This is a genomic window from Nocardia barduliensis, from assembly GCF_013315795.1.
In the GTDB taxonomy this organism is placed as follows: domain Bacteria; phylum Actinomycetota; class Actinomycetes; order Mycobacteriales; family Mycobacteriaceae; genus Nocardia; species Nocardia barduliensis.
The window spans coordinates 17113-29421 of the sequence record NZ_JABLTE010000098.1 but is presented as its reverse complement, the minus strand read 5'-3'; the positions used below and the strand labels follow the sequence as shown (position 1 = coordinate 29421).

Below are 12309 nucleotides of genomic sequence, written 5' to 3'. Positions count from 1 at the left end.
GCCCTCGCGCGCCGCCGCGACAGCCGAGCAGGAACCGCAAGCTCTCATCGCGGCGCGCACGCTGCGCGACGCCGACAGCTCGCTGTCGATCATCATCGGCAGGCCGTATCTGGCGGCCGACCGGCGCAAGCACCTGTGCCGGTTCCACATCAGCGAGCAGGGCGCGTCGGTGGCCAGCGGCGTCGACGAGATCCAGGCGTTGCACACCGCGATCCACATGATCAGCCAACGACTGGAGCTGCCGCAGGATTGGCCGGTCAGCCGCCTGTCCTGACCCGCTGGCGCACATTCCGCGGCGCGCCGCCCAGCCGGTCCGGATTCGGCATCGAATCTCGGTTGGTGGATCGTCGTTCGACCGGCGCGGCTCGCCGCGCGGCATGAGCAGTCCGGCACGCCCGTCGGCCGACCGTCCCCGTGTCCGGAACCAGACCGTGGCGCGGCCGCAGCGGCGCCAGGAGGGAACTGCCCATGGAATTCATCTCGCCGGTGGACGCCCTGTTCCTGGTCGCGGAATCACGCGAGCATCCGATGCACGTCGGTTCACTGTCGATCTTCGATCCCGTGGACGGTTCCGGACCCGAGTTCGCCCGGCGCGCGTACGCGACGCTGGCAGCCGACCGGAACTTCCATCCGATGTTCCGCAAGCGCCCGTCTCGCCTGTTCGGCACGCCCCAGCTGGCCTGGACGGTGGACAGCGCGGTCGAGCTCGACTACCACCTGCAGCGATGGGCGCTGCCGGAGCCGGGCGGCTTGCCAGCCCTGACGGAGGTGGCCGCCGGACTGCACAGCACCCTGCTCGACCGGCACAAACCGCTGTGGGAAGCGCATCTGATCGAGGGGCTCGCCGGGGATCGGGTCGGCCTGTACGCGAAGATGCATCACGCCCTCATCGACGGCGTCGGCGCCCAGCGACTGTTGCAGCGCACGCTGACCACCGACCCCGAGTCCGGCGAAGCCCCGGTGCCCTGGGATCTCCCGCCCTCGGCCACGCACCGCGCGAATCCGCCGCGCCGGCCCACCCTCGGCGCGCGGGCGCGCGCGCTGCTCGCCGCGGCGGGCTCGGCTCCTTCCGCGCTGCGCCTGGCTCGCACCGCGCTGCTCGAGCAGCAATTGACGCTGCCCTTCGCCGCGCCGCGCACCATGTTCAACGTCCGGATCGGCGGGGCACGCCGCTGCGCCGCCCGGTCCTGGCCGCTGGATCGCATCCGCCAGGTCAAGAAGATGACCGGCACCACGCTCAACGACGTCGTGCTTGCCATGTCGGCGGGCGCGCTGCGCGCCTACCTGCTCGAACACGTCGCCCTGCCGGAGAAACCGCTGATCGCCATGGTGCCGGTCTCGCTGCGCGCGGAGTCCGACGACGGTGACGGCGGGGGCAATGCCGTGGCGGCCCTGCTGTGCAATCTGGCCACCGATCTGCCCGACCCGGCCGCGCGGCTCGCGGCGATCAGCTCCTGCATGCACCGCGGCAAGGAGATCTACCGTGCGCTGACCCCCGTACAGGCGGTCTCGCTCTCGGCGCTCACGCTGAGTCCGCTCGCGCTGTCGCTGCTCCTGCCCGCCACCGCCGCGCTGACCAGCCCGCCGTTCAACATCGTCATCTCCAACGTTCCCGGCCCGCGCGAACCCCAGTACTGGAACGGCGCCCGCGTGGACGCCACCTACCCGCTGTCGATCCCGCTCGACGGCCAAGCGGTGAACATCACCCTCACCAGCAACGCCGACAGCCTCGACATCGGCATCGTCGCCTGCCGCCGCAGCGTGCCGGACGTGGCCAGGCTGCTCGACCACCTGGAGTCCGCGTTGACCGAACTGGAGGACACCGTCTATTGACCGCCGGGCGCTGCCGCCGCGCCTGGTTCGCCGCGCGTCCCGGCACGACGGATCGCCGCGCGCGGCTCAGGAGGAACCGGCCGTCCCGAGCCCGTTGATCGACGGCGGCAGATCCGGTTTCGCCGCACCCGGACCGGCGAGCAGGCGTTTGAGGATCTTGCCGGTGTCGCCGCGCGGCAGCGCCGAGAGGAAGGTGACCTCACGCGGCACCGAGAAGCGGCTCAGCCGGTTGCGCACGTAGGTGCGTACCATGTCCGAATCCAGCCCGGCCCCTTCGCGTTTCACCACGAACGCCACGAGTCGCTGACCGAATTCGTGGTCCGGCACCCCGACCACCGCGACATCGCTGACCTGCGGCAGATGCGCGAGCGCCTCCTCCACCGGGCGCGGGAAGACGTTCTCGCCACCGGAGATGATCATCTCGTCGTCTCGCCCGGAGATGAACAACCGGCCCGCGGCGTCGAGATAGCCGAGATCGCCGGTGTCCAGCATGCCGTGCGCCTCGTCCGGCGGCGCCGAGTTGACGTACCCGTCGAACAGCATGTGGTTGCCGACGAAGATGTGCCCGGTGGCGCCGATCGGCAACCGGCGGTGGTCCGGCCCGAGCACGGCGACCTTGGTGCCCAGCGGTGGTCGTCCCGCCGTGGTCGGCGAGGTGTGCAGGTCTTCGGGCGTCGCGATCGTCGCCCACGAGACCTCGGTGGAGCCGTAGACGTTGTAGAGGACGTCGCCGTAGGCGTCCATGAACCGCTCCACGGTCGCGCCGGCCAGCGGCGCACCGCAGCTGATCATGTGCCGCAGGCTGGAGGTGTCGTAGCGGTTGCGCACGTGCGCGGGCAGATCGAGGATGCGCTGCACCATGGTCGGCACCACGATCACCGTGTTGACCTTGTGCTCGGCGATGCGACGCAGGCAGTCCTCCGCGTCGAACCGTTCCGCCAGCACCACGGTCGCGCGCAGCGCGGTGCTCAACTGCAGCCCGGCCAGACCCCAGGTGTGGAACAGCGGCGCGGGAATCAGCATGGTCTCGTTCATCCGCATCGGGATGCGCGACAGCAGTGCCGCGATGGAACCGAAACCCTTCGGATGCGGCCTGCGCGCCCCCTTCGGCGTCCCGCTGGTCCCGGAGGTGAGCACGATGAGCCGTCCCGGCTGGGCAGGCGTGCGGAAATCGGTGTGCCCCTCCGCCACCAATTGGTCGACGGTCGTGCGGTCCGGCGCCGGCGGGCGTCCGTCGGTGTTGTAGCGCGGGATGTCGGCGTGCAGATAGCGCACCAGCTCTTCCAGGTCACCGTCGACGAACAGCGCCGAAAGCCGGTCGCGCTGCACGATCTCCTCGATGGTGCGCCCGGCCAGCCCGGCATTCAGCAGGGCCACGTCCACGCCGAGTTTTCCTGCCGCGACCATGCACTCGATCATGCCCGCGTGGTTGCGTGCCAGCAGCCCGATGGCGTCGCCCGGCCCGAGACCGTGCGCGGCCATCGCGGCGGCCAGCGCGTTGGTCCGCTCGTGCATGTCGGCGAAGGACCGGGTGCCGCGATCGTCGACGACCGCGATCCGATCCGGCGCGTACACCGCGCCCGCCGCGTACCCGCCCGCCAGGTTGAAACCCCACTTCGCGAGGGAGCGCAGCTGTTTGAGGCTGCGGTCGAGTCGAACCGGCAGGACGACGCCGGTGGCGACCATCTGCCGCGCGACGCCCGCGTTCCGCCGGATCGGTGAATCCTCGCCGTTGACGACGAACGAGGTCCGCGCGCCCTTGGCCACGTCGGCCACCCGTTTCAGCCCGCTCTTGGTCCACTCCGCGATCGCCACGTTGGACAGTTCGGCGACGTGCGGATGTATCCGGCTCGGCGCGAAGTAGGTGACCGTGACCTTGGTGCGCTCCTCGTCTCCGTGCAGCCGCACCGAGGCGAAGCTGCCCAAGGCGGCGTACTGCATCTCGAAGCTCTCGTACCACCGCCCGATGATCAGCCGGATCTGGTGGGTGCGGATGCCGGTCCCATAGGTGCCGACACGCATCTGCCAGACCACGTTGCCGTCGGCGGATTGGATCTGCTCGCACGCGCCGATCCCGGTGAACATGCGCGGATACGTCTGCGGTTCGAGTAGCAGATCCCAGATGGTCTTGCGGGCGATCGCGAATTCCGCGACCACATCGATGACATCGGTAACCAACTTGTGCACTTCTCGTCGGCCGGTTCGAAGAACTTCGGGTCGGCGGGTAGCTCCTTTGTAACGTCAGTCACAGATAAGGTCAAGTAGCCGCGGCCTCGCCGCCACTACCAGCGATACGCAGGAAATACGCTGCGATTGCCCAGCATTCACCTGAACCTGGGAACCGGCCCAATTCCCCCGCGCGACGCCTGTGAATCAGCCCAACGATCACCGAAACTCCCACCGGGCGCGCCGCGCCGATCCTAACGTCGCAGACGCCTGCTCGGCAGGACCGCACCCTGGCTGGAGAGGTTATGGACGACAAGCCCGCACGACGAATCGCGCACTCCCGAGCCGAGGAAATCCTCGATTTCTTCGGCAAATGCCGAGCGTGCGGATATCCCGCTTACGCCGAGACCACCACGCTGCGCTACGACAACGGCGATCGGGAGACCAAGGTCATCGCCAGCTGCGCCCTGCCGTGCGGCTGGACGGGCGAGGTCTCCGCGACGCCGATGACCGAGTCGGCCGACCGCGCGCGTACCTGAGCGAAGTCAGGCCGCGCGCGTGAGGAGTTCGTCGGGACCGAGTGCGCGCTCGCGCAACTCCCGCAGAATCCGCGCGAGGATGCGCGACACCTGCATCTGGGAGACGCCCAGGGATTCGGCGATCTCGGTCTGGGTCTTGGACTCGAAGAAACGCATGATCAGCACCTGCCGATCGCGCGCGGGCAGTTCGGCGATCAGCGGACGCACCGCCATCGCCTGCTCCAGCAGGTTGTAGCACGGTTCCTCCGCGCCGATCGTGTCCGCGAGCGCTTGCGGCGCGCCGTCGCCGTCCTCGCGGCCGCCCGTGTCCAGCGAGTTGGTCTGGTAGGCGTTACCCGCGATGAGCGCCTGGGTGACCTCTCCCACCTCGACGTCCAATTCGGCGGCGATCTCCCTGGCCGTCGGCATCCGCCCGAGCCGATGCGACAGCGTCTCGGTGGCGGGGCCGATGCGCAACTGGATCTCTTTGAGCCGGCGCGGGACTCGCAGCGACCACGTGTTGTCCCGGAAGTGCCTGCGCACCTCGCCCATGATGGTGGGGACCGCGAACCCGAGGAAGGAGCTGCCGCGGGACACGTCGAAGCGGTCCACCGCGAGCACCAGCCCCACCCGGGCGATCTGCAGCAGGTCGTCGTAGGACTCGCCGCGGCCGGAGAACTTGCGGGCGATGTGTTCGGCGAGCGGGAGACAGCGCCGCGTCACCTCCTCGCGCAGCGCGGCGCGATGGGGATCGGTCTCGTCCATCGCGGCCATCTTCTCGAACCACGGCTCGATGTTGTCGTAGCTGTCGCCCGCACGCGTGCGGCCCGTCGCGCCGTTTCCGTCGGTCGTGAACTCACGTGTCATCAAATGGCCCTCGTTCCCAACTGAACTCGATAACGGTCGGGTACCCGCCGATTTTCGAATCAAAAGGGTCACGAGAAATTGCCAGGGAACTGGTGAGCATGCGGACCAGTTCCCAGCTCAACGGATCACCGTCCATCTCGTCGCCGACCGCGCCGACCGTGTCGACGCGCACGCTCATCCGGTCGGCGCCGTAGGTGAATTCACAGCCGAGCGTCGACCCGGGCACGCAGCCCGCCAGCAGCATCGTGGCCGCCTCGTTGATCGCCAGGCGGATGTCCGCGGCCGCGGTGAGCGGGATGTCGGCGATCAGGCACACGGTGTCGGCCATGCCACGGATCAGGGCCAGCTGTCGCGCGTCGGCGGGGATGCGCACCGCGACCGTGGTGGTCTCGGTGGCGTGCGCGCCGAACGCGCAGGTGATCACGCGCATCAGACCGTGGCGAGCTGCGCTTGCCACATCCAGTGCAGCTGTTCCAGCCGCGCCGCGATGGCCAGGAACAGATCCTGAGTCACCGGATCGGCCTTCTCGGTCGCCGCGATCCGCTCCCGTAGCCGCTTGATCACCGCGGCGAGGTTGCCGACGATCGTGTCGATGATGTCGGTGTCCTGCTGCCAGCCGTCGCCGATGCCGATCGCGCCGGAGTCCCTGGCCACGGTCGCGCCGCGGCCGTCCGGGCTCACCCCGACGGCGGTGGCGCGCTCCGCGGCGGCGTCGGTGAACTCGCGCGCCACGGTGACCAATTCGTCCAGCGCCAGGTGTACCGACCGGAAGTTGGAGCCGACCACGTTCCAGTGCGCCTGCTTCGCGATCAGCGACAGGTCGATCAGGTCGACCACCGTCGCCTGCAGCGTCTCGCCCGCGATGCGCTGCTGCTCCGGGTCCAGGGTGCTGGTGATGGGTTGGGACATCGCTTCGAACCTTTCTGCCGTCGATCCGGGTATCGACGGTCTACCCAGCCTTGCGGCGATAAACCAGGCGGCGGGCTGCCCGGCCGGGTGAAAACGGGGTGGACGCCCCGTCCGGGGACGCCTGCGTCCGTCGGCCGTGCGGGCGGATCTGCGGTGTGACGCGTCCGGCACAGCGGGATCCCGACAGTGCGCCGGATCGAGCGACCACGCCCGCATGTGGTTGCTAGAACGGCAACAATGTTTGCCGAATTCCGCACCTTCTCGGCAAGGTGGGGCATGGCTGAGGAAAAGCAAGTGGATGTGGTGGTGATCGGCGGCGGAGCAGCCGGTTTGTCGGCGGCGCTGACCTTGGCGCGGGCGCGCCGCTCGGTGGTCGTGGTCGACGCGCGCGAGCAGCGGAACGCCCCGGCCGCGGGCGTGCACGGGTGGCTGACCCGCGATGGCATCCCGCCGACGGCGTTGGTGACGATCGGCGCGCGGGAAGTGGAACAGTACGGCGGACGGATCAGGTACGGGCGAGCGGTAGCCGCGCGGCGGACCCCGGACGGGTTCGTGGTGGACACCGACCGCGGCGAACCGTTGCACGCGCGCCGGCTGCTCGTCGCCACCGGCCTGACCGACGAGCTGCCACCGATCGGCGGCCTGCGCGAACGGTGGGGTCGCGACGTCGTGCACTGTCCGTACTGCCACGGCTGGGAGATCCGTGACCGGCCGATCGGCGTGCTCGGCTCGGTGCACCACGCCCTGCTGTTCCGGCAGTGGAGCGCGGCGGTGACCTTGTTGCGGCACACCGCCCCCGCGCCGGACGCGGAGCAGGCCGAGCAGCTCACGGCCCGGGGAATCACGGTGGTGGAAGGTGTGGTCACCGCCCTGGAGGTGGTGGACGACCGTCTCGCCGGGGCCCGGCTGGAATCCGGCCGCGTCGTGCCGATCGCCGCGCTGGCGATCGCGCCGCGACCGGTTGCCCGCGACGCGCTACTGCTCGGCCTCGGCGCCGAAACCGCCCCGCACCCTTCGGGATCCGGCACCCACGTGGTGGCCGACGCCGGTGGTCGCACCCGCGCCCCCGGAGTCTGGGTGGCGGGCAACGTCACCGACGTCGTCGCCGGTGTGGTGCAGTCGGCTGCCGGTGGCGTCACGGCCGCCGCCGCGCTCAACGCCGATCTCGTCGCGGAGGACACCCGCCTGGCCGTCGATCGGTGGCGCGCCGAACGATTCTCCGCCGACCTCGAGCGAGTGAACTGCGAGCGAGTACTCGGCGCTCGACGCCACGGACTGGATTCGCTGCTGCCGCCCCCGCCGAGCTGACCAGGACGGGATCTCCGCCGCACTAGGGTGTGACCCACACAACACGGGAGGTGCGGGATGCCGGAACGGACGGCCACACCCTTGCGGGCGGCGACCATGCGCGAGATCGCCGATCGCGTCTCGACGCCGAGTTACGACCGGTCCCGAATCTCGCCGGGCATAGTGCATTTCGGAGTCGGCGGGTTCCATCGCGCGCACCAGGCGATGTACGTGGACCGATTGCTCGAACGCGGCCTCGCGGACGAGTGGGGCATCTGCGGAGTCGGCGTCCTCCCCGGTGACCGCCGCATGCGCGATGCGCTGCGGGCGCAGGACGGCCTGTACACGCTGTCCACCGTCGCCCCGGACGGCACGTGGACCACGCGCACCATCGGCTCCCTGGTCGACTACCGGTACGCGCCGGACGACCCGGAGGCCGTCGTGGCGCAGCTCGCCGACCCGTCCACCCGGATCGTCTCGCTCACCATCACCGAGGGCGGGTACCACATCGCGCCCGCCACCGGCGAGTTCGACGCCGACGACCCGGCGATTCGCGCCGATCTCGCCGGGAGCGCGCCGCCCGTCACCGTCTTCGGGCTCGTCGTCGAAGCCCTGGCCCGGCGCAGGTCGCGCGGCGTCGCGCCGTTCACCGTGCTGTCCTGCGACAACATCGAGGGCAACGGGAACGTCGCGCGCCGGATGTTCGGCGCGTTCGCCGCGCTGCGCGATCCCGAGCTCGGAACTTGGGTGACGGAGCAGGTGCGTTTCCCGAATTCGATGGTGGATCGGATCACCCCGGTCACTCCGCCCGGGGCCACCGGCGAGATCGAACGGCGTTACGGCATCCTCGACCGCTGGCCGGTGGTGACCGAGCCGTTCGCGCAGTGGGTGCTGGAGGATTCCTTCGGACTCGGCCGCCCGCCCTTCGAGGAGGTCGGCGTGCAAGTCGTGGACGACGTCGCCCCGTACGAACTGATGAAACTGCGGTTGCTGAACGCCGGCCACCAGGCGCTGTGCTACTTCGGATATCTGAGCGGCTACCGGCTGGTCCACGACGCCGCACAGGACCCGGCCTTCCGGCGTTTCCTGTTGCGGTACATGGACGCCGAGGCGACACCGACGTTGCGCCCGGTACCCGGTGTCGACCTGGACGCCTACAAGCGCACCCTGCTGGACCGGTTCGCCAACCCCGCGATCGGCGACACCATCGCCCGGCTGTGCGCGGAATCCTCCGACCGGATTCCGAAGTGGCTGCTGCCGGTGGTCCGGGCGCAGCTCGCCACCGGCGGCGCGATCGACTGCGCGGCGGCGGTGGTCGCGAGCTGGGCGCGCTACGCCGAGGGCGTCGACGAGCACGGGGAGCCGATCGAGATCGCGGACCGGCTACGCGACCGGCTCGTACCACTCGCGCGGCGGCAACGCGAGCATCCCACCGCGTTCCTCGAGGAGCGTTCCCTGTTCGGGGATCTGGTCGAGCACCCGCGCTTCGTGACCGCGTACCTGGCGGCACTGGACTCCCTGCACAGCAGGGGCGCACGTGCCACCGTCGAGGACTTGGCCCGTTAACGAGGGGTGACGCGGGCCACCGCTCGGCAGTCCGCGCCCACCGCGAACCACACGTCGAGGCTCGCGTCGGTACGGCGGGACACGAGTTCGACGGCCTCCCCGGACCGCACCGGCTTCCCGTACTCGACCACCGCGCGATGCGGCCCGGACTTGAGTTCGGCGTGATCGGCGAGGACCTCCTCGAGCGCGGTGAGGTAGACCGCGTTGTTCATGTGGTCGAGCAGGTCGATGTCGGTAGCGCGTAGCGGGAAAGGCCGGATCTGGACGCCGGGCTCGCCTGCCGAGGGCATCGGATCGACGAGTTCGGCTTTCCAGCGCAGCCGGTGCTCGGTCGTGCAGGCCAGCATGGGCGCGAGGAACCGGTCGCTCATCCGGGCCGGAACGCCCGACTCGGTGCCGAAGTGGATCAGGAAACTCTCGGTCTCCACCAGTCCGCCCGCGCTGCCGCAGACCTGGACCCGCATCGTGCACCACCGCGTCGACGTGGCCGAGGGCCAGCGCCGCAGGGTGGCCCATTCGCCGAAGGAGATCGGTTTGATCGCGTCGATCACCGTCCTGCGGATCACCCACAGCCGATGGATGTCGCCGTCCTGCAGGACCTCGAGATGGTCATAGCCCACGTCCTGCAGATAGCGCGCCACTCCGTCGAGGCGCAGATACTGGTCGCGGTCGGTGTCGGCCAGCCGCACGGGCCACCCCGTCTCGAAGGGAGTCAAAACGGCTGGGGGTTCCGGCAGCACGCTGGGAATGACCATGCCCGGATGATGCCAGTCATTTGCCACCATGGCGATACGTACGCACGGATCGTCACCTATCCGAGAATATTTCGCACTCTATTAGGCAATATTGATCGAATACCGAGTATCGACAGCAGCACGCTAAGAAATAGCCACTGCTATGTTCGTGGGTGGCGCAGCGTCGTTCGCCCCGCTGGCGAAGATGCGTGCAGGGTCTTCGCACCCGGGCAGACCGAACGAGGCCCCGGACTCGCCGGGGCCTCGTCTATCGCCTACTTCTTACGGTCTCGTTTGTCCCGCACCCGCACCGAGATGCGGACCGGCGAGCCGTCGAAGCCGAACTCCTCCCGCAACCGGCGTTCCAGGAAACGCCGATAGCCCGCCTCCAGGAAGCCGGTGGTGAACAGCACGAACGTCGGCGGCCGGGTGGTCGCCTGGGTGGCGAACAGCACGCGCGGCAACCGGCCACCGCGCATCGGCGGCGGGGTCGCGGCGATCACTTCCTTCAGCCAGGTGTTGAGCCGGCCCGTCGAGATGCGCTTGTCCCAGGACTCGAGCGCGGTCTCCATCGCGGGCACCAGCTTCTGCACGGCGCGGCCGGTGTGCGCGGAGATGTTGACCCGTTGCGCCCACGGCACCCGGATCAGATCCCGGTCGACCTCGCGCTCCAGTTGCAGACGCCGGTCCTCGTCGACCAGATCCCACTTGTTGAACGCCAGCACCAGCGCGCGCCCCGAGTCGGCGACCAGGCTGATCACCCGCAGGTCCTGTTCGGTGATCGGCTGCGAGGCGTCGATCAGCATGATCGCCACCTCCGATGCCTCCAGCGCGGACTTGGTGCGCAGCGAGGCGTAGAACTCGGTGCCGCTGGCGTTGGAGACCTTGCGGCGCAACCCCGCGGTGTCGACGAACTTCCACACCTTGCCGCCCAATTCCACCAGGGAGTCGACCGGGTCGACCGTGGTGCCCGCGACGTCGTGCACCACCGAGCGCTCGTCGTCGGCCAGCTTGTTCAGCAGGCTCGACTTACCGACATTCGGCTTGCCAACCAGCGCCACGCGCCGCGGGCCGGTGCCGCCGCTCCCCTCGCGCGGGGTCTCCGGGAGCACCGCGAGCACGTCGTCGAGCAGGTCGCCGGTGCCGCGGCCGTGGGCGGCGCTGACCATCCTCGGCTCGCCCAGCCCCAGCGACCACAACGCCGCCGCCTCCGCCTCCACCCGCTGATCGTCGACCTTGTTGGCGACCAGGATGACCGGCACGGCGGAGCGGCGCAGCTTCTTCACCGCCGCCTCGTCGGTGGCGGTCGCGCCGACGACGGCGTCGACCACCAGCAGAATCGCGTCGGCGGTCTGCATGGCCAGTTCCGCCTGCCTGGCCACCGATTGCTGAAGGCCCTTCGCGTCGGGCTCCCACCCGCCGGTGTCCTGCACGAGGAACCGGCGACCCGCCCAGTTCGCCTCGTAGGACACGCGGTCGCGGGTCACTCCCGGGATATCCTCCACGACCGCCTCACGGCGGCCCAGAATCCGGTTGACCAGCGTCGACTTGCCCACGTTCGGGCGGCCGACCACCGCGACCGTCGGCATCGCGACGTGCGCGCCGTCCTCGAATTCGGCCTCGAGATCGGCCAGTTCCCAGTCGGCTTCGTCGGTCCAGACGCCGTCGCCGGCCAATACGTCCTCGTTCACCTGCGGCCTCCGGACTCGAATGCCGAGATCTGCTCGGCGACAACGCGATACAGCTCGTCGATGACCTCGTCCATGGACAGCTCACTGGTGTCGACGCCCACCGCGTCCTCGGCCGGGCGCAGCGGGGACACCTTGCGGGTCGAGTCGAGGGTGTCGCGGCGCTGCACGTCGGCGAGCACGCCCGCGTAGTCGTCGCCCCGGCCCTCGGCGATGTTCTGCTGATTGCGCCGGTGCGCCCGCGCCTCCGCGGAAGCGGTCAGATAGATCTTGGCGTCCGCCTCGGGCAGGACGACCGTGCCGATATCGCGGCCCTCCACCACGATCCGCCCCGCGATCGCCGTGATCTCGCGCTGCATGGCGACGAGCAGCTCACGCACCTCGGGCACCGCGGAAACCGCCGAAACGGCCTTGGTCACGGCGTCGCCGCGGATCTCCGAGCGCACGTCCTCGCCGTCGAGCTCGATCACCTCGCGGCTGGGATCGGTGCCGATGGACAGCGGCAGCTCCTTGACCGCGGCGGCGATGGCCGCGGTGTCGGTCAGCTCGATGCCCGCGCGCAGCACGCGCAGCGTCGCCACCCGATACATGGCGCCGGTGTCGAGGTACCGCGCGCCGAGCCTGGTGGCCAGCCGCCGCGACACACTCGACTTCCCGGTGCCCGACGGCCCGTCCATGGCGACCACGAGCGGGCTGGTACCGGCCATCCGCGCCGGCGCCTGCACCGGGATCTCCACACCG

General features: G+C 69.8%; 12 protein-coding genes. 5 read left to right on the top strand and 7 right to left on the bottom strand.

Annotated elements, in window-relative coordinates; translation table 11 throughout:
- Nucleotides 1–274, top strand: a 274-nt coding sequence (locus HOV91_RS30670; protein ID WP_174188794.1) for a DUF6968 family protein, incomplete at its 5' end; no start/stop codon positions are given.
- Between the two features lie 194 nt (nucleotides 275–468).
- Entirely contained in the window at nucleotides 469–1833 is a 1365-nt protein-coding gene (locus tag HOV91_RS30665; RefSeq protein WP_174188793.1) for a WS/DGAT/MGAT family O-acyltransferase, read from the top strand.
- 66 nt (nucleotides 1834–1899) lie between these two features.
- On the opposite strand, the gene HOV91_RS30660 is transcribed toward HOV91_RS30665, so the two are convergent.
- Nucleotides 1900–4011: an AMP-binding protein gene (locus HOV91_RS30660; protein ID WP_438822705.1), complete on the bottom strand. Its 2112-nt coding sequence runs from the start codon at nucleotides 4009–4011 to the stop codon at nucleotides 1900–1902.
- A gap of 293 nt (nucleotides 4012–4304) precedes the next feature.
- Between HOV91_RS30660 and HOV91_RS30655 the strand changes: the two genes are divergently transcribed.
- Nucleotides 4305–4538 carry a hypothetical protein gene (locus HOV91_RS30655; protein WP_174188792.1) on the top strand — a complete coding sequence of 78 codons (234 nt, stop codon included), beginning with the start codon at nucleotides 4305–4307 and terminating at the stop codon, nucleotides 4536–4538.
- Between the two features lie 6 nt (nucleotides 4539–4544).
- On the opposite strand, the gene HOV91_RS30650 is transcribed toward HOV91_RS30655, so the two are convergent.
- The 3 genes from HOV91_RS30650 to HOV91_RS30640 are packed head-to-tail and all read right to left on the bottom strand — an operon-like array spanning nucleotide 4545 to nucleotide 6293.
- Nucleotides 4545–5384: an RNA polymerase sigma factor SigF gene (locus HOV91_RS30650; protein WP_174188791.1), complete on the bottom strand. Its 840-nt coding sequence runs from the start codon at nucleotides 5382–5384 to the stop codon at nucleotides 4545–4547.
- Nucleotides 5374–5814, bottom strand: coding sequence for an ATP-binding protein (locus tag HOV91_RS30645; RefSeq protein WP_246351171.1), 441 nt, complete (start codon nucleotides 5812–5814; stop codon nucleotides 5374–5376). Before HOV91_RS30645 ends, HOV91_RS30650 begins: the two co-directional genes overlap by 11 nt.
- The gene (locus tag HOV91_RS30640; protein WP_174188790.1) at nucleotides 5814–6293 is read right to left on the bottom strand and encodes a Dps family protein; all 480 of its coding nucleotides are present in this window, start codon (nucleotides 6291–6293) and stop codon (nucleotides 5814–5816) included. The genes HOV91_RS30645 and HOV91_RS30640 overlap by 1 nt, the downstream gene beginning before the upstream one ends.
- Before the next feature lie 276 nt (nucleotides 6294–6569).
- On the opposite strand from HOV91_RS30640, the gene HOV91_RS30635 reads away from it, so the two are divergent.
- Together HOV91_RS30635 and HOV91_RS30630 are read left to right on the top strand one after the other, a co-directional pair.
- A complete protein-coding gene (locus HOV91_RS30635; protein ID WP_174188789.1) occupies nucleotides 6570–7601 on the top strand; it encodes an NAD(P)/FAD-dependent oxidoreductase in 1032 nt (343 codons plus the stop codon).
- A gap of 57 nt (nucleotides 7602–7658) precedes the next feature.
- A complete protein-coding gene (locus tag HOV91_RS30630) occupies nucleotides 7659–9146 on the top strand; it encodes a mannitol dehydrogenase family protein (protein WP_498072319.1) in 1488 nt (495 codons plus the stop codon).
- Here HOV91_RS30630 and HOV91_RS30625 read toward each other — a convergent pair.
- The 3 genes from HOV91_RS30625 to cmk all read right to left on the bottom strand — a co-directional run bounded on the left by HOV91_RS30625 (nucleotide 9143) and on the right by cmk (nucleotide 12275).
- Nucleotides 9143–9901 (bottom strand): acyl-[acyl-carrier-protein] thioesterase, encoded by a 759-nt coding sequence (locus HOV91_RS30625; protein WP_174188788.1) that lies wholly within the window; start codon nucleotides 9899–9901, stop codon nucleotides 9143–9145. The genes HOV91_RS30630 and HOV91_RS30625 overlap by 4 nt on opposite strands.
- 254 nt (nucleotides 9902–10155) lie before the next feature.
- Entirely contained in the window at nucleotides 10156–11571 is a 1416-nt protein-coding gene (der, locus tag HOV91_RS30620) for a ribosome biogenesis GTPase Der (RefSeq protein WP_174188787.1), read from the bottom strand.
- Nucleotides 11568–12275: a (d)CMP kinase gene (gene cmk / locus HOV91_RS30615; protein ID WP_174188797.1), complete on the bottom strand. Its 708-nt coding sequence runs from the start codon at nucleotides 12273–12275 to the stop codon at nucleotides 11568–11570. The genes der and cmk overlap by 4 nt, the downstream gene beginning before the upstream one ends.
- Between the last annotated feature and the right edge of the window lie 34 nt (nucleotides 12276–12309).